Below are 17,021 nucleotides of genomic sequence, written 5' to 3' on the forward strand. Positions count from 1 at the left end.
GAATGAGGGCCAGAGGCCAGGTCTTAAGCGTAGATCTTAAGAGTTGGTGGTTTGAGAGGCCAACATTTGCTTGAGCTTCGAGAGTTCATCAGCCCAGCGGGGATCGGGTTGGGCACTATCGGAGGAGCTAGAACTACTACGACTCGATGAACTCGAACGGGCGGTGCGGCTGCCCGAAGAGCTGGATTTAGCCACAGGAGGGGCATCAGATTTTTCCTTGCCTTTCTTACGAGGCATGGCTTTCTCGACTTTCAGGGCGCTCTCTTTAAACTCTTTACCGTTGAAGGCTTCCACAATTTGGTCGGCCTGTTCGTCATTTTTAGCGGTGACGAAGCCAAAGCCCCGGCATTTTCCGGTTTTGCGATCGGTGATGACTTTCACAGACAGCAGCTCACCCGCGTCTTGGAAAAAGTCTTGCAGTTCGTCCCGCTCCACATCTTTGGGCAAGTTACCGACATAAAGGCGAATAGACATAATGAGTAAACCTCTAAACTAAACCAACGTATTTGAATGAAAAATCTCGCTCTCAGCGGGGGACTTTGAACCCTCCTCTGGCACATTGCCTAGGGGGCCAGGTCAAGTATCCCGAATCCTGCTGATTGTGTCTGAACCTGACAGGTTTGCTGCCATTTTTTTATCCCCCTCCGTAACGGATAAACCTGCGCCTGCCATTACCCTGGACTGTCTGCTGTAGCGTTAGTTTTTGCTCGTGCATGAGGTTCGTCAGGCTGCAATGACTACTGTGAATGTTACGGTCTTCTTGAATCTATCCCGTGTTGGGGAGCTGCATGACTCCAAGTCGTCAGGAGTGGGGTATGGGGATTGTCTTAGGGGAGCATTCCGAAGTCGCGCGGGCAAGCCCTTCTCTACGGTATCACAGTTGCCCCATCGGACAAGTCCTTAACCTTGGATAATGCCCCGGCACGCGATGCCAAGGAGCGAATTGTTGATGGCACTGCATAACAAGGGCGACTTTCTATCCTAAGGGGAGATGTGGGATTTGGCAATAGATATTGGCTAGATTGTACCATTTTTTTACACATTATGAATAAATGTAACAAAAAAAATCCTCTTCGGCAATCATCGTATGGTGATTGCCAGGGTGAATGGCACAGTGAATGGCATGGTTGGGGCAGAGCGATCGCCCAGAACCCATAGGAGCAACCGGGGAGTAGTGGGCTGTTCAGGGGGGAGTCTTGACTGCTATAGTGAGGTCGCAGTGCTAACCCACGTTTGCCAGCCAACCAGCTTCAGGCTGCCGGTAATCTGGGGACTCTCATTACGATATGTCTCAAACGCCACCGCCCTCGGACGATCAACAATCGGGACTGTTGCGATCGCTGCTCATTGGAGTCTTGCGTCGTCTCATTGCCCTCCTCGAACGTTGGCTTGTACGCCTGGAAACCCCAGAAGCGGCCGAGCCATTGCCCCTCTGGCAAAACCCCCTACTCTGGCTAGGGGCGATCGCCACTGTGGGAATTGCCGTGGTGGTGGTTGTTCCCCAATTGGGATCACCTCCAACGGAGATTGCCAGTCAACCGCGCCCCACTCCAGCTGTCGAACCCCCTCCAGCTCCTGAGCCTCCCCCGGCCCCCGTCGTCGAAGCTCCTAGCCCCGCAGAACCACAGCCCAGCCAGAGTTCTTCAGAACCGCCAGCAGTGGCTGAAGCTCCCGACGTAGAAGAGTTGCCCGACTCGAGTTCCCAACCCGTCCCCGAACTCGCTCCTGGCACCCCGGTTAACCCTCCTCAACCCCAACCCCGCCGCTTAACCCCAGAACAGCAACTGGTGGCAGCCGTGCGATCGCAAATCAGCGAAGTCGCCCGTCCCTATGAACGCTGTTATCGCTCGGGCCTCAACTTAAAACAACAAGAAGACTGCACCGACGAAAATCGCTTCGTCACCCGCATCAGTGCCAACTTTGAGGCGGACTTATTACGAGTGGAAATTACCCCCCAATGGTATACCCTCGACTCCCCCGAACGAAGCCAACTCGCCAACGGTCTCTGGAATAAAGCCCAACGATTGGATTTTAGCCATGTCGAAATCGTCGACGATGAGGGTGTGTTGGTGGCTCGCAGTCCCGTCGTCGGCAATGATGTGATTATCCTGCGGCGATCACGCTAACGCCCTAGACAGCGCCTAAGGACTGGCGATTTTCACGAAAATATCATAGCGACTGCTGCGTTCTCCTTGAACTCCAGTGCGAACCCCAATGGCCTCAATGGCTTCCAAAACCCCCTGTTGTTCAGGAGGTAGCCGCAACAGAGGTAAGGGGAGAGCCTCCTCCTCCCCCAACTGGGCCTGATCGAGTCCTAGGAAAAATAGGCCATTACTGGGGTCTGGGTCTCGGGGAACCACATTGCCGAAGCGAGAACTGCGCAACAGAGACTGGTCTGGCTGGGGGAGTAACGTCTCCGTCACCGGTGAGCCGATACTCAAAAAGACAATCGAGTCACTGAGCCAGCCATGACTAACTTCCAGGCCCTGACGGCGCGTATCCCAAGTCACCAGGCGACGTTGGCCCAACTCCTCCACCTCCACATTCACCTCAAAGCCATAGCGATCGACCACCGCTCGATCGATGCGGCGGAATAGGGTTTCTGTGGCTTCGATATTGGTCGTCTCAGCCATCACCACCAAACTCCCCGGAAAGGTGCTGTCCTCGTTCCCAGAATTGGGAATCAACCCTAGGGCAAACTCCCCCCTCATCCAATTGAGGAGTTCTGTTTCCAGATTCACCCCCACCGTCTGTTGCAAGGCACTGCGGAACCAAGCCGCATTAAAAGGAAGCAAGGGATTATTCTGAGCATTCTGCAACCGCTCTTCCCAGAGTTGATGGAAATCCCAACCCGCCATCACCATCGCCGCTGAATCGGGAAAGCGGTTAACGAGGGTTGGGGGCAAGACATTGTCCAGGTCAAAGGTGGTTTCACTGTCGGGATTCAGCCAGGAGAGACTATGAAGGCGAATCCCATCACTTTCAAGACTAATGGTGCTAGCCAGTCCCTGATGTTCCAGAGCCTCGATCGCCTCAGGATTGAGGGGACGGGTGGAGTCTTCCGCTAATGCCGCCAGACTGCGGGGCAGATTAACAAACACACTGGCAAAATCAGTTCCCGGCAGTGCCTCCCAAGCGGGGTTATAGCCGGGAACGTTCAGCACCGACTGATTATCACGATAGGCATCAATGGCCCGAATCACCGCACTGGGTTCTTGGGAGACGAGCAAAAAGCGTCGTTCCACCACCGCCAGGGTATGGGGACGGTTCGCGGCCTCATCACTAAGGGGATCGTCGATATCCGGTTCGTAGAGAGTCACCCCGCGATAGTTGCGCTCCTGTAACCCTAGTCCGCCTTCGAGTTCCCCCACTCGGGACTGTAACCGCCCCGCATTACCAATCGGGAGAATCAAGAGATTGGCGCGATCAGCTCGCAAGGCCTCCGGGGGAGTGTCCGCATCAATCTCTGGCGGGGGGAGGATAGCCAAGGTGATGCGATCGCCCACCCAAGGGGCGATATCCTCTTCGTAGGTCACATCCGAGTTGGCCAGTAAATTGGTTTCGATCGCCTCTAACTGCTCTTGGAATAAGGCCTGGCTTTCCGGGGTTCCATAGTCCTGCAAGCGTCGCCATTGTCCCGAGTTGGTGGAAATAGAAGCCGCCATCAGGGCCTCTTCGGGCACTAACTCCGCCCCAACAATCAAACTCAGGTTCACCGGCCGCCGTGACAAGAGGCCATACAGCACCCCTCCACCGACAATCACTAAGCCAACAACAGCTAAGGTTCTCCAGGGAGGAGATTTGCGACGATTTCTCCGATACGTTCTCATAGGGTCTTCAGGGGATCTTCAGGCGGCGATCGCAACAGGGGATAGGGGGCTGAGGTCAATCCTTCTCAAAGGGATCTCCATAACCCTGCTACTCTAGCAGGATTTTTCCAAGATGCGATCGCCCAGTTCCGGACAAGGGGCCATTGATGCCAAATCAAGGCAAAATGGAAGAAAACCCCAGTTCTCGGAGAGTCCCTGTGTCCTCAGTCCTGCTTGTTGACGGTCATTCCCTCGCCTTTCGTGCCTATTACGCCTTTGCCAAAAGTCGTGAGGGCGGCTTGCGAACCTCCACAGGACTCCCCACCAGCGTTTGTTTCGGCTTCCTACGCTCCCTCCTCGACAGCATCGCCACCCATCAGCCCTCAGCCGTGGCGATCGCCTTTGACACCAGCACCCCCACCTTCCGCCACGAAGCCGATGCCAACTATAAGGCCCAACGAGCCGAAACCCCCGAGGACTTCATCCCCGATATCGAAAATCTCAAGAAACTCCTCGAAGCCCTCAATTTTCAACTCTTCACCGCTCCCGGCTACGAAGCCGACGATATCCTAGGAACCCTGGCCCAGCAGGCCCACCAACAACAGCAGCGGGTGCAACTGCTCAGTGGAGACCAGGATTTATTCCAACTCATCGCCGAACAGCCCCCCATTACCGTCCTCCATCTCGCCGGAGGCTGGGGACGCAAAAATACCCGTCCGCAAGAGTTCCAGGCCCAAGAGGTTCAGGAAAAACTCGGGATTCTCCCCCAGCAAGTGGTGGACTATAAAGCCCTCTGTGGCGACAGTTCTGATAATTTACCCGGCGTGAAAGGGATTGGCCCCAAAACGGCGGTGAAACTCTTGGCACAATATGGGTCGTTAGATGAGATTTACGCCCATCTTGACGAGATTAAGGGTGCCACCGGCAAAAAGTTAGAAGCCGGACGGGAGGCCGCCTATCACACCCAATATATGGCGACAATTAACTGTGAGGTTCCCCTAGAAGTAAACTGGGACCAGCTTCAGCTACGGGGATTTGAGCCAGAGCGGGTGTTACCCCTATTCGAGCAACTGGAATTGCATTCTTTAGGCAACAGCCTCGAACGCCTCCAAGAACAACTCGGAGGGACCTTAGAGACGACCTCAACTCCGCCGTCCGAGGACCAGCCAGAGGATACCGGATTTTGGAGTTGGCAAGAGACGCAAGCCAGCCAACCCCCAGAGGAGTCTCGGTTACAGCCCCAGATTATCGATAGTGACGCCAAACTCGAACGGTTCCTAGAACAACTCCAGACTCAAACCGATCCCAACTCTCCCGTGGCTTGGGATACAGAAACCACCAGCACTAAGGCCACGGAGGCCGACTTAGTGGGATTAGGCTGTTGTTGGGGAGAAGACCCCCAGAGCCTGGCCTATATTCCCCTGGGCCATGAGCAGGGGCAACAGTTAGCCCGGGACAAGGTGTTACAGCGGTTGCGGCCGATTTTAGAGGGCGATCGCTATCCCAAAGTGTTGCAAAATGCCAAATACGATCGCCTGGTGTTACGCACTCAGGGCATCCAGTTACAAGGGGTGGTGTTTGACACCCTCCTGGCCAGCTATCTCCTCAACCCCGAAACCACCCATAACCTCACGGATTTGGCCCTACGCTATCTGGACTTAACGGTGAGCAGTTTTAAGGAGATTGTCCCCAAAGGCAAAACCATGGCCGACGTCTCTATTCCCGTAGCCGCCCACTATTGCGCCGAGGATGTTCACGTCACCTACCGTCTGGTTCCCCTATTACGGGCGCAACTGCAACCAACCCCACAACTCGAAGCACTGTTGCAGGATGTGGAACTCCCTCTAGAGCCGGTGTTAGCGGAGATGGAGTGGTTGGGGATTCGCTTGGATATTGACTATCTCCATCAGCTCTCGGGGCAGTTGGGGCAACAGTTACAACAGTTGGAACAGCAAGCCTATGAGTTGGCGGAACAGTCGTTTAACCTCAACTCCCCGAAACAACTCGGAACGATTCTCTTTGAACAGCTTGGCCTAGACAAGCGCAAAACCAGTCAAACCAAAACCGGGAACTACTCCACCAATGTCAAGGTCTTAGAGAAACTACAAGGCGATCATCCCATTGTCGATATCATTCTGGAATATCGCAGCCTCGCCAAACTCAAATCAACCTATGTCGATGCCTTACCGGAACTGGTGCAAGTGGATGAGCAGCAGGCCCCGCGCATCCATACAGACTTCAATCAAACCATTACCGCCACGGGCCGGCTGTCCTCGTCTAACCCCAATCTGCAAAATATCCCCATCCGCACCGAGTTTAGTCGTCACATCCGCAAAGCCTTTTTACCCCGCCAGGGTTGGACTCTGGTGACCGCCGACTATTCCCAAATTGAGTTACGGATTTTAGCCCATTTAAGCCAAGAACCGATTTTACTGGAGGCGTATAATACGGGGCAGGATGTCCACCGACTGACGGCACAATTGCTATTTGAGAAACCCGACATTTCCCCAGAGGAGCGACGGTTGGGGAAAACCATCAATTTTGGCGTGATTTACGGCATGGGGGCGCACCGGTTCGCCCGAGAAGCTGGAGTTAGCACCTTAGAAGGACGGGAGTTTATTGACCGCTATAATAGCCGCTATTCCCGCGTATTTGAGTATTTACAGCAGATGAAACGGGAGGCGATCGCCCGTGGCTATGTGGAAACTCTCTGTGGCCGCCGTCGTTACTTTAATTTTGAGTCTCCCAGTCTACGGAAATTGAAGGGAGAATCCCCGGAACAGATTGACTTGGATAGCCTTAGCAAAATCAGCTTAGCCGACTCCCAAGCCCTCCGTGGCGCCGCCAATGCCCCAATTCAGGGGTCAAGTGCGGACATCATTAAAATCGCTATGGTGAGGTTACATCAAGTCCTCGACGATCGCGCCGCACGCATTTTACTGCAAGTTCATGACGAACTCGTCTTGGAAATGCCTCAGGAGGAATGGCAGCCCCTGGAATTTACCATCCGAGACACCATGGAATCGGCTCTAAAACTGAGTATCCCCCTTAAGGTTGATATTCACAGAATTTACCATCCGAGACACCATGGAATCGGCTCTAAAACTGAGTATCCCCCTTAAGGTTGATATTCACGCTGGGGAGAATTGGATGGAGGCAAAATAAGAGAAAATACCTAGAGTTGCCCCATCCTCATTAGTAAAGCACTGGGGAGAATTGGATGGAGGCAAAATAAGAGAAAATACCTAGAGTTGCCCCATCCTCATTAGTAAAGCTGACGTTAGAGGTTCACTTTTCAAATCAGAACTTGATGACTTTTTTTGTCACTTTTCTTGAACATTGTTACAATAAGTAAACTTCTAGACATTAATTGCTTATGCTTGTCTATCAGACCCATCTGGCGACATCCGATAGACCTGCCGCACAAGACACGCGGACGCTCTGTAACCTATTCAGTCAGCTTACGGCTGACAGTTGTCCGCACCACTACAACTTCCACATGCACTCGGTCTATTCCGATGGTCGTTTACGCCCCGAGGCCATCATGGAACAAGCGGTAACCCTAGGCCTCAAGGGGTTAGCCATTACCGACCATCACAGTGCGGACGGCTATCGTCAAGCCCAGGGTTGGCTCGATGACTGGACACGCTCTTTACCCAACGCTCGGGCCCCTCGTCTGTGGACGGGCGTCGAAATCAATGCTGACCTCATGGGGGCAGAGGTTCACATCCTCGGCTATGGCTATAACCCCGACCACCAAGTCATTCAACCCTATCTCCAGGGGGAAAAAGTCCAAGGAGCCGCCTTTGGGGCCCAACAGGTGATTGACTCCATTCACGCCGCCGGAGGCCTCGCAGTGCTGGCCCACCCCGCTCGCTATCGCAAATCCGCCACTCAGCTCATTCCCCAGGCGGCGAAACTGGGGATCGACGGCTCAGAAGCCTATTATTCCTACAACAACCCCGATCCCTGGGTTCCGAGTCCCAAGGAAACCGCCCAAGTCAAACAACTCAACGCCGATCATGGCCTCTATAGCACCTGCGGAACCGACACCCACGGACTAAGTCTCCTACGACGAATGTCCTGAACCTCCCACCTCTGTCCCCTCTCGTGACTTGACTCAGTCCGAGTCACGCCTCCGGGGGGAGGTTCAGCCTCCCAAAGCCAACTTAAGCGAGAACCGTTTTCGCCGTCAGCGACTCAGCCGCTTCCCGAACCGCCTGACGGGCCCAATCATCGGCCGCCAAGATATCATCCAAACTCGGAGTCGCTTGATTCTGGGCCCGATGGCGATCGCACACTCGTTCAATCAAACGGGGAATATCCAAAAACTGCACCTGTTCATCCAAGAACAACGCCACCGCCTGCTCATTAGCCGCATTCAACACCGCCGTCATCGAGCCACCCTCTCGTCCCGCCTGATACGCTAACTCCATGCAGGGATATTTCTGATGATCCGGTTCTCGGAAGGTTAAATCCCCCGCTTTCACCAAATCAAACTGTTCCAACTGAGCCGGAATTCGCTCAGGATAGGATAGAGAATAGAGCAATGGCAGACGCATATCCGGCCAGCCCAACTGCGCCAAAACTGAGGTGTCCTGCAACTCAATCAGCGAGTGAATAATGCTCTGAGGATGCACCACAATATCAATATCATCGTAATCTAAACCAAAGAGATAATGGGCTTCAATTACTTCTAAGCCCTTATTCATCAAAGTCGCCGAATCGACTGTAATCTTGCGTCCCATAGACCAATTGGGATGAGTAATAGCATCAGCCACCGTCACCTCAGAAAGCCGTTCCACCTCCCAATCTCGGAACGCACCCCCAGAAGCCGTAAGAATAATTCGTTTGAGTCCTCCCTCGGGAACCCCTTGTAAACATTGGAAAATCGCCGAATGTTCCGAATCCGCCGGTAGCAGTTTCACCCCATGTTTTTGCAGTAAAGGATTCACCACTGGTCCCCCAGCGATGAGCGTTTCCTTATTCGCCAGGGCAATATCTTTCCCCGCCTCGATCGCCGCCAGAGTTGGCAGTAAACCCGCACAGCCCACAATCCCCGTCACCACGGCTTCAGCATGGCCATAACGAGCCACCTCAATAATGCCGTCCTCTCCTCCTAAAATCTCCGGCTGAGGATCGAGATCGGCGATCGCCTCCCGTAATTGAGGCAGTTTTTCGGCATTACGAATGGCAACAATCTCAGGCTTAAACTGACGCACCTGTTGCGCCAACAACTCCACATTATTGCCCGCCGCAATTCCCACCAACTCAAAGCGATCCGGATGACTGGCCACAATGTCGAGGGTTTGCGTCCCAATCGATCCCGTTGATCCTAATAGTGTGATAGCTTTCACAATCGTTGATCCCTAGCGTCTTAAGAGCAGTATCGCATAGAAGAAGAGGCAATAGGGAACAGGCAATAGGCAATAGGGGGGGAGGGCAAGCCAGTCTTCCTCCTCTTCCTCTGTGACCCTGTTCCCTGTTCCCTGTTCCCTGTTCCCTCTGTACTGACCAAAATGCGATCGCCTCCTCACCAAATTCCCGAAATCCTCTACCCCCTTAGCCCCCGACTCGTGGCATAATAGCGCCGATCGACTTAATTACCCGCACAGCCATGCCCATCTCAGGCGCTCAACCTGCACTCCTTGTCCTCGCCGACGGCAGCCATTATCAAGGTTACTCCTTCGGTGCCACCGGAACGGCCATCGGTGAAGTCGTCTTCAATACCGGAATGACGGGCTATCAAGAAGTTTTGACCGATCCCAGTTACTGTGGTCAGTTGATTACCTTTACCTATCCTGAACTGGGAAATGTTGGGGTGAACCCCGACGATGAAGAATCTAAGGGGCCCGTTGCCAAGGCGGCGATCGCACGGAATATCTGTCACCGTCCTAGCAACTGGCGCTCAACGCAGTCCTTGCCGGATTATCTCAAAGAGCATGGGATTCCCGGAATTTATGGCATTGATACCCGCGCCTTAACCCTAAAACTGCGATCGTCGGGGGCGATGAATGGGGCAGTCTCTACAGAAATCCTCGACCCTGAAGCCCTATTGATGCAAGTTCAGTCGGCCCCGAGTATGGCAGGACTTAACCTGGTTCCGGAAGTCTCCACCTCGGAAGTCTATGAGTGGCAGGAACCGACGGCCGAGATTTGGGAATTTGGCCCCAAAGTGCAACCGGGAGAAGACCCCTATACCGTTGTCGCCATTGACTTTGGGGTGAAGCGCAACATTCTGCGTCGTCTGGCCAGTTACGGCTGTCGGGTGATTGTGGTTCCTGTCAGTACCTCCCCCGAGGAGATTCTCAGCTACAATCCCGAGGGGATTTTCCTCTCCAACGGCCCCGGAGATCCGTCGGCGGTGCGGGATGGAGTCGCTACGGTGAAATCCCTACTGACGGCCGAAAAACCCATGTTTGGTATCTGTATGGGCCACCAAATTCTCGGGCAAGCCATTGGTGGTGAAACCTTTAAACTCAAGTTTGGCCACCGTGGCCTCAATCAACCCTGTGGCTTGAGTCAACAGGTGGAGATTACCAGTCAGAATCACGGCTTCGCGATTGATGCTGAGTCCCTGAGTGGAGATTTAGAGGTGACTCACTTTAACCTCAACGATCGCACCGTGGCCGGATTGCGTCATAAACAACTGCCGTTGTTCTCGGTGCAATATCACCCAGAAGCCAGTCCTGGCCCCCATGATGCCGATTATCTGTTTGGCCAATTTGTTGAATCCATGCGCCAAGCTCGACGGGCCACTGCCTCCGTTTAACCCCTGGGAGTCCCCCGAAAATCTGCTGATTTTGGGCGCAGCCCCTAGACAAACCTGTAGATACAGCCTATACTGAGGCGTTAACTCAAGGTATTACGTGACACGAGGAGGACGCTATTCCTGAGCCACTCAACTTGACCGTCAGCCTACGAGGCACAAGAGAAGTCAAAGGAAACTACCAGTTGTTCCGACTCACGGGGCTGCTTGATGCGTTCTCGGAGCCGAACTTCCAAAAAGTTCTTAGCAAATGTATCGATGAAGGTCCGGCCAATGTGATCCTAGACCTCTCGAAGATTGATTTTGTCGATAGCTCCGGTTTGGGCGCACTGGTGCAGTTAGTTAAACGGGCGCAAACTGCTAAAGGAACTTTGCAAGTGGTGACCAACCCGCGAGTCACACAAACCGTCAAACTGGTGCGATTAGAAAAGTTCCTATCGTTACAGGGTTCGGTGGATGAGGCGATCGCCAACGTCTCCAAGTCCTGATAACGTATGGATAGGTCGGCGAGCCGTGGCGCCACTGAGCAACACGGCTCGTTATTCTGTTGTTTAAATGTTGTTTATTCGGATTGAGCGGTGTTTGAGGAGGTTGGGTTGCTACAGACGTCGTTAACGCCCCAACAACTACGGCAACTTTCACCAACTTCCTTGGCCTATTTGGGGGATGCGGTGTATGAGTTATATGTCCGCCAACGGTATCTGTTTCCTCCCCGGCGTACTCATCGCTATCATCAGCAGGTGGTGGCCCAAGTGCGGGCCGAACGTCAGGCTGAGCAACTCCACTTGATTGAGACGGATTTGACCGATGAGGAACGGGATGTGATTCGTCGGGGCCGCAATGCGACGGTTCGCCCCCCGAAACGGCTCGATCCCAAAACCTATCAGGAGGCCACCGGTTTAGAGGCTCTGATTGGGTATTTGTATTTGACAGACTCGGAGCGTTTGTTTGAACTCCTTAGCCGCTTCAATTTCGAGGATTAGTTCCGGGCCTGGTTGTTCCTAGGGCCCTGGCGATCGCCCCGAGTCGCCCTAGCCTATTTTTTAAATTTTGTCAAGCTTTTTGTCGTTAGGTGAATCACCATGACTCCGAAACCCCGCAAACCCTCTCGGAAACCTATCACTCGGTCAGGGTCTTCTGACAAACCCCGCTTTCCGAAAAAATCCAAACGCTATTCCGGGCCAGACCGTGATAATCGCTATGAGACTCGTCATGACAATCGCCGCCGCGATCGCCCGGAGGGACAGCGCGATACATCCCCTTCAGAGGTCTCCTCAGAGGCAGAAAACAGCCTAGAGGAGCGGGACATCATCTATGGTCGCCATACCGTCTTAAGTGCCTTAGAGAGCGATCGCCGGCTGCATCGGGTTTGGATTTCGGAGCAATTGCGCCACGCGCCGCGCTTCCATACGCTCCTCAGTCAAGCCAAACAGCGAGGAACCGTGGTGGATGAAGCCTCCTACAAACAACTCGATCGCATGGCCGATGGAGGAAATCACCAGGGAGTCATCGCCCAGGTGGCCCCCTATGAGTATTGGCATATTGCCGATCTCATCGAACAGTCTAAAAAGGTCAGCGATCGCCCCGTCATCATTATTAGTGACGGGATCACCGATCCCCACAACTTAGGTGCCATTATCCGTACCGCCGAAGCCATTGGCGCTCAGGGGTTGGTGGTTCCCCAACGGCGAGCAGCGGGGGTCACCTCCACCGTGATGAAAGTGGCCGCCGGAGCCATTGAAAAATTGCCCGTCGCCCAAGTGGTTAACTTAAGCCGAACCTTGGAAACCCTGAAAGAAGAGGGGTTCTGGATTTATGGACTGTCCGAACAAGCCGATTCCGTCATCAGCGAGGTTGAATTTGACCGGGCAACTGTGTTAGTGATGGGGGCAGAAGGCGATGGTTTATCCCTCCTAACTCAACGCCACTGTGACCAGCTTGTTTCTATTCCTTTAGCCGGTAGCACCCCTAGTCTCAACGTTTCAGTCGCAGCGGGGATGGCATTGTATGAAATTTACCGTCAACGTTGGTCGAATCGACTACAGCTCAAAAATTGGGGATCGTAGTAGTATCAAAGTATCACCGTCCAGCTCCCTAAAACTAGGGCCGTTGGGCGTTGCACAAAAGCAACGGGCAGAGTATAAAGAACTGTAAAGTCACAGCATCGCGTCTGTTGGGTTCGCAATCTTCACTATCCACTAACAAACGGGCAAACGTCATGAAGGAATTTTTGATTAACATTCTGCAATTCGTCGGTCTCGCCTGCTGGGTTGAGATCCGCACGGACCAGCCCCAATGTACTTACTACTTTGGACCGTTCCTGTCTCAGAAGGAGGCTAACCTGGCTAAGGTCGGCTATATCGAAGACTTAGAAGCTGAAGGGGCCCAAGGAATCCAGGCTCAGGTGGGGCGTCATAAGCCCTCAGAACTGACTATCTTCGAGGAAGCAACGGATTTCCCCAAGTCTCCCCCAAAGCCGGCCTTTAGCGGTCAAATGTAGTTGAGGGCCTGTCGCTCAGGGTGTGTCAGCCAAGTCAATATATCTTGACAAACCAAATGGGGAACTTCCCAAGGAAATAGGTGCGCGGTTTCTTCGTAAACCCTCACATCGCAGTGGGGGAGGAGCCGCGCTGTTTCATGGCTGGAGGCGGGGGTGATATGGCGATCGCCCTCTCCGATGAGCCAGAGACAGGGACAGTGAAGTTGTGATAATTGGGAACGCCGATCATAGCCGTCCCGCAGTGCCTGAGAGAGGGCCCGGCGGGCCAGGGGGGTGGTTCCCAAATAGGCAGAAATCCCCTCTCGGGCCAGATAGCGATAGACGGCTGGGGTTTGACGGCTCACGAGATAGCGAAAGAGCGATCGCCGTCCCCAATGGTCAATAATCCATTGACGACCGGGAAATACCCCATTACTAATCCCCGCCAAAGCCGAATAGGCCAACATGGCTCGGGAGACAGGGGGATGCTCACTTCGAGGACGAGCCGCCGTCGCCACGCCAATGATGCCCAGAACTTGCTCAGGATGCCTCAGAGCGAGTTCCAGGGCGAGAATGCCCCCTAATGACCAACCCAGCAGCCAGAATTTATCGAGATCGAGGCGGGTTAGGAGTGCCTCTAGGTCTTCTAGGTGCGCCTCCATGGAAAAGGGGAGCGAGGTATGACTGCGACCATAGCCCCGCAAATCAGGACTGATGGTGCGATAGTGGGGGGAGAGGGCATCGGTGAAGACGGAGAGACTCTGACTATTACCGGGATGGCCATGGAGACAGAGAATCGGCATCCCTTCACCACGGATGTCTGTATAGAGGTCGATGGCTGCCATGATTTAGACCCCTTGACGGTAGGTGCGTTCAGCGACTCGTTTCAGACGGCGGAGTTGCGCCTGCATATCCTCCCGCGTCCAGTTGGCCGCCACGCGATCGAAGCCAAAGGCGATGATGGGGTTGGGAATGGTGAATTCAAAGCGGTTCAGGAGTAAAGTTCCTTCGATTTGGGGCTGACATTCCCAGCGATCGCATCCCACAAAGAAGCCCTCAAAGGACCAGACGACTAATCCCGGTTCTCGTTCAACGATGCGACTGATGAGGCTGGGTTTGAGGAGGGGGACTTGAATCACAAAACGGGACTGAGCGCCGAGACGGTCATCCCACTCACCAATGGGTTCGCAACGTAAGGCGGGATTGAGCCAACTGTGCATCAACTGCAAATCCGTTAGACAGCGTTCCACGGTGGTGGCACTGGCGCGGATATAAATGGACTGTTCAAAAACACGACTTAAAGACATTCAAGCTTGACGAACTTGGTGGAAGGTCAGGACTAGCTAAGGATAATAGACAAAGGATAATGGACGATAAATAATTTTAACGCCTCTTGGGAACTTGAGTTTAGTTGATAATGATGTCTTATCTCGTTGGGCGACGGGTTGCAGGTGACCGCGAAGCCGGGCGATCGCCCCTAGGGTTATCTTGACATACCTGGGGTGGGACCTCTAAGAATCACATTTTTATGGCGATGTGTCAATACAGTTATTCTTTGAAGCAAGTCTCGACGAAACTGGGAAAAACTAGGATGAATCGGATTATTTCTGTAGGATGTTTGCAAGTGCTGCTGATTACGGCAACATAGCTATGATAGTTTTGCGTTCTCAGTCGTTAATCTCAAGGCTGAAGCAAACTCCAATTTAGTGTGGCGGTTCATCTGGGGAGTTATCCTCCGCTGGCCACCGCCCTTGATTGCATCTGTCGTTATACGGAGGGCGCATCGGACTACGGGAGCTTCCATTGCCTTTCGGGGAAGGGGAGAGACCAAGTTGCGATCGCGTCATAAACAAGTATGCTAGACCACTGGTCTTTAAACTCATCAGGCGAGGGAATCCCTCGTCTGCTTGCCCAGGCGGATGGTGATATCACCACCACCTTCGCCGGATTTTGGGATCGCCTCAGCGGGACCCTAGGGGACTTTATCCCCAGTATTGTCGGGGCGATCGCCATCCTGATCCTATTCTGGATTGTGGCGACCATTGCCGCTAGTGCCGTCAAGGCCCTGCTGCATCGCACCGATGTTGACAACAAAATTGCTGGCTGGCTCACCGGGAATCAGGCCACCGACTTTCCCATCGAAATCTGGGCAGCGAAAATCGTCTATTGGATTATCCTGCTTCTAGGGTTACTGGCCTTCTTCAACGTCCTCGACTTGGAGATTGTCTCCGGGCCGCTGGCGGGATTCTTGGGTCAAATCTTTGATTACCTGCCACGGATTGCTGCCGCTACGGTGTTGCTGATTGTGGCTTGGGCCTTAGCCACCCTTTGTAAAGTCCTACTAAACAAAGGACTCGAAGGCTTCCGCCTCGATGAACGTCTGGCGGAACAATCGGGAGGGGCCAGTCCCTTTTTGGTGAATGAAGCCTTAGCCAATATCCTCTATTGGTTCATCATTCTCCTCTTCCTGCCGATTATTCTCGACACCCTCAACTTGCAAGGCTTACTGCAACCCCTGCAAGCGATGGTTGAGAGGATTCTCTCCTATCTCCCCCAAATCATAACCGCCGTGGCCATTGGGGTCATTGGTTGGCTGATTGCACGGGTAATTCGAGGGATTGTCACCAACCTACTGTCTGCCACGGGTGTGGATAACCTTGGCTCTCGCTTAGGCTTAGGACAGATGGGGGGAATGTCCCTATCCGGGGTGATTGGCACCTTCGTTTACGTCTTGGTGTTAATCCCCATCGCCATTGCGGCCCTAGATGCCCTACAAATTGCAGCGGTATCTGGCCCGGCGATTTCGATGTTGCAGCGAGTCTTAGACTTCCTGCCTCAACTGTTTACGGCGGCGTTAATCATCGCCCTTTCCTTCTTTATTGGACGCCTGGTGTCAGAGTTCGTCACGAACTTACTCACCAGCATGGGCTTCAATAACATCTTCTCGGCCTTAGGGATTAATCCCCCTCCCCGGAGTCCTGAAGAACCCGGTGCGATGACTCGCTTCCAGGGAAGCCGTACTCCCTCTGAGTTTGTCGGCATTATTATCTGGGTTGGCATTGAGCTATTTGGGATCATTGCCGCCGTGGATGTTTTGGAAATTCCCGCCCTGAACACCATTGTTTCTGGATTACTGATCATCTTCGGTCAGATTCTGGCTGGACTCATTGTCCTGGGGATTGGTCTTTATTTGGCCAACTTGGTCCACAACTTGATTGTGGGTTCGGGTTCCGCCAACTCTCAATTACTGGGACAGGTGGCCCGGGTTGCCATTATCGTGTTTGTGGTTGCTATGGCTTTACAACAAATGGGCATTGCGCCGGATATTGTCAATCTGGCGTTTGGCTTGCTGTTGGGTGCGTTGGCAGTTGCGATCGCCCTGGCCTTTGGCTTAGGCGGACGGGATGTGGCTGCGGAGAAAATCCGCGAGTTCCTGGCCTCGTTCCAGCAACGGTAATAAGTTTCAGAGTGAGACACCGATTTGATGGGTCTCCTCTCATGTTATAGAACCTTTGGGGTAGTGGTACGCTACCCTTTTTTCATGACCGGAAAATACTGGATTGGGTGTTGGCTTCTGGCTTAAAATGTCCCCTTTGGATACTTCCCATAAGAGGGCTTGACCATCCATCATGACCAACACCGACTCCTGCCGTAAGTCCACCAGAATTTTACGAATCCATCCCTGCAAGTGTGGCTCGACTTGTTTCAAGCCAAACTCAGTCGTCCACACTTCGATTTCATAAATGACCTCCTCAACTAAACCCAACGTATCACTTTGATAATAGCCACGATGTTGCTTACAGAGGGTTCCTCCGCAAAAGCTACAGAGGTCTTGATTGATTTGACGGACTAAATCAGCGGTATCGATGGGTTGATTTCCATCAACGGTTGTGGGAATAAGAAGACGCAGACAATGGGTTAAGGTTTGGGTAATCTTGAGTTGTATCATGGTGAAAAAGGCAAG

General features: G+C 53.3%; 15 protein-coding genes. 9 read left to right on the plus strand and 6 right to left on the minus strand.

The window, feature by feature from the left end; translation table 11 throughout:
* Positions 1 to 36: 36 nt before the first annotated feature.
* Entirely contained in the window at positions 37 to 474 is a 438-nt protein-coding gene (locus L855_RS18050) for an RNA recognition motif domain-containing protein (protein ID WP_159790361.1), read from the minus strand.
* A gap of 812 nt (positions 475 to 1,286) precedes the next feature.
* Here L855_RS18050 and L855_RS18055 point away from each other — a divergent pair.
* The gene (locus L855_RS18055; RefSeq protein WP_159790362.1) at positions 1,287 to 2,126 is read left to right on the plus strand and encodes a hypothetical protein; all 840 of its coding nucleotides are present in this window, start codon (positions 1,287 to 1,289) and stop codon (positions 2,124 to 2,126) included.
* 15 nt (positions 2,127 to 2,141) lie between these two features.
* Here L855_RS18055 and L855_RS18060 read toward each other — a convergent pair whose 3' ends face one another.
* Positions 2,142 to 3,830, minus strand: coding sequence for a DUF3352 domain-containing protein (locus tag L855_RS18060; RefSeq protein ID WP_159790363.1), 1,689 nt, complete (start codon positions 3,828 to 3,830; stop codon positions 2,142 to 2,144).
* A 164-nt stretch (positions 3,831 to 3,994) separates the two neighbouring features.
* Here L855_RS18060 and polA point away from each other — a divergent pair, with 164 nt between their 5' ends.
* The gene (polA, locus tag L855_RS18065) at positions 3,995 to 6,931 is read left to right on the plus strand and encodes a DNA polymerase I (RefSeq protein WP_425500613.1); all 2,937 of its coding nucleotides are present in this window, start codon (positions 3,995 to 3,997) and stop codon (positions 6,929 to 6,931) included.
* A gap of 377 nt (positions 6,932 to 7,308) precedes the next feature.
* On the plus strand, positions 7,309 to 7,896 hold the full coding sequence (locus L855_RS18070) for a PHP domain-containing protein (RefSeq protein ID WP_246199062.1): 588 nt from the start codon (positions 7,309 to 7,311) through the stop codon (positions 7,894 to 7,896).
* 82 nt (positions 7,897 to 7,978) lie between these two features.
* On the opposite strand, the gene L855_RS18075 is transcribed toward L855_RS18070, so the two are convergent.
* Entirely contained in the window at positions 7,979 to 9,166 is a 1,188-nt protein-coding gene (locus L855_RS18075; RefSeq protein WP_159790365.1) for a 1-deoxy-D-xylulose-5-phosphate reductoisomerase, read from the minus strand.
* 260 nt (positions 9,167 to 9,426) lie between these two features.
* Between L855_RS18075 and carA the strand changes: the two genes are divergently transcribed.
* The 5 genes from carA to L855_RS18100 all read left to right on the plus strand — a co-directional run bounded on the left by carA (position 9,427) and on the right by L855_RS18100 (position 13,078).
* Entirely contained in the window at positions 9,427 to 10,581 is a 1,155-nt protein-coding gene (carA, locus tag L855_RS18080) for a glutamine-hydrolyzing carbamoyl-phosphate synthase small subunit (protein ID WP_159790366.1), read from the plus strand.
* 134 nt (positions 10,582 to 10,715) lie between these two features.
* Positions 10,716 to 11,066: an STAS domain-containing protein gene (locus tag L855_RS18085; protein WP_246199076.1), complete on the plus strand. Its 351-nt coding sequence runs from the start codon at positions 10,716 to 10,718 to the stop codon at positions 11,064 to 11,066.
* 90 nt (positions 11,067 to 11,156) lie between these two features.
* Positions 11,157 to 11,561 (plus strand): Mini-ribonuclease 3, encoded by a 405-nt coding sequence (locus tag L855_RS18090; RefSeq protein WP_159790367.1) that lies wholly within the window; start codon positions 11,157 to 11,159, stop codon positions 11,559 to 11,561.
* 99 nt (positions 11,562 to 11,660) lie between these two features.
* A complete protein-coding gene (rlmB, locus tag L855_RS18095) occupies positions 11,661 to 12,644 on the plus strand; it encodes a 23S rRNA (guanosine(2251)-2'-O)-methyltransferase RlmB (protein ID WP_159790368.1) in 984 nt (327 codons plus the stop codon).
* A 152-nt stretch (positions 12,645 to 12,796) separates the two neighbouring features.
* A complete protein-coding gene (locus L855_RS18100) occupies positions 12,797 to 13,078 on the plus strand; it encodes a DUF1816 domain-containing protein (protein WP_159790369.1) in 282 nt (93 codons plus the stop codon).
* Here L855_RS18100 and L855_RS18105 read toward each other — a convergent pair.
* Complete coding sequence (locus tag L855_RS18105) at positions 13,069 to 13,902, minus strand: alpha/beta fold hydrolase (protein WP_159790370.1); 834 nt, start codon at positions 13,900 to 13,902, stop codon at positions 13,069 to 13,071. The genes L855_RS18100 and L855_RS18105 overlap by 10 nt on opposite strands.
* Before the next feature lie 3 nt (positions 13,903 to 13,905).
* Positions 13,906 to 14,364: an SRPBCC family protein gene (locus L855_RS18110; protein ID WP_159790371.1), complete on the minus strand. Its 459-nt coding sequence runs from the start codon at positions 14,362 to 14,364 to the stop codon at positions 13,906 to 13,908.
* 548 nt (positions 14,365 to 14,912) lie between these two features.
* Between L855_RS18110 and L855_RS18115 the strand changes: the two genes are divergently transcribed.
* Positions 14,913 to 16,514, plus strand: coding sequence for a mechanosensitive ion channel (locus L855_RS18115; RefSeq protein ID WP_159790372.1), 1,602 nt, complete (start codon positions 14,913 to 14,915; stop codon positions 16,512 to 16,514).
* A 39-nt stretch (positions 16,515 to 16,553) separates the two neighbouring features.
* On the opposite strand, the gene L855_RS18120 is transcribed toward L855_RS18115, so the two are convergent.
* A complete protein-coding gene (locus L855_RS18120) occupies positions 16,554 to 17,006 on the minus strand; it encodes a hypothetical protein (RefSeq protein WP_159790373.1) in 453 nt (150 codons plus the stop codon).
* Between the last annotated feature and the right edge of the window lie 15 nt (positions 17,007 to 17,021).

Source organism: Sodalinema gerasimenkoae IPPAS B-353 (assembly GCF_009846485.1).
Lineage (GTDB): Bacteria > Cyanobacteriota > Cyanobacteriia > Cyanobacteriales > Geitlerinemataceae > Sodalinema > Sodalinema gerasimenkoae.

Bases quoted from the DNA above. Each gene is read 5' to 3' on its own strand.
- L855_RS18050 (WP_159790361.1), bottom strand. From the start codon at position 474: ATGTCTATTCGCCTTTATGTCGGTAACTTGCCCAAAGATGTGGAGCGG.
- L855_RS18055 (WP_159790362.1), top strand. From the start codon at position 1,287: ATGTCTCAAACGCCACCGCCCTCGGACGATCAACAATCGGGACTGTTG.
- L855_RS18060 (WP_159790363.1), bottom strand. From the start codon at position 3,830: ATGAGAACGTATCGGAGAAATCGTCGCAAATCTCCTCCCTGGAGAACC.
- polA (WP_425500613.1), top strand. From the start codon at position 3,995: ATGGAAGAAAACCCCAGTTCTCGGAGAGTCCCTGTGTCCTCAGTCCTG.
- L855_RS18070 (WP_246199062.1), top strand. From the start codon at position 7,309: ATGCACTCGGTCTATTCCGATGGTCGTTTACGCCCCGAGGCCATCATG.
- carA (WP_159790366.1), top strand. From the start codon at position 9,427: ATGCCCATCTCAGGCGCTCAACCTGCACTCCTTGTCCTCGCCGACGGC.
- rlmB (WP_159790368.1), top strand. From the start codon at position 11,661: ATGACTCCGAAACCCCGCAAACCCTCTCGGAAACCTATCACTCGGTCA.
- L855_RS18100 (WP_159790369.1), top strand. From the start codon at position 12,797: ATGAAGGAATTTTTGATTAACATTCTGCAATTCGTCGGTCTCGCCTGC.
- L855_RS18105 (WP_159790370.1), bottom strand. From the start codon at position 13,902: ATGGCAGCCATCGACCTCTATACAGACATCCGTGGTGAAGGGATGCCG.
- L855_RS18110 (WP_159790371.1), bottom strand. From the start codon at position 14,364: ATGTCTTTAAGTCGTGTTTTTGAACAGTCCATTTATATCCGCGCCAGT.
- L855_RS18115 (WP_159790372.1), top strand. From the start codon at position 14,913: ATGCTAGACCACTGGTCTTTAAACTCATCAGGCGAGGGAATCCCTCGT.
- L855_RS18120 (WP_159790373.1), bottom strand. From the start codon at position 17,006: ATGATACAACTCAAGATTACCCAAACCTTAACCCATTGTCTGCGTCTT.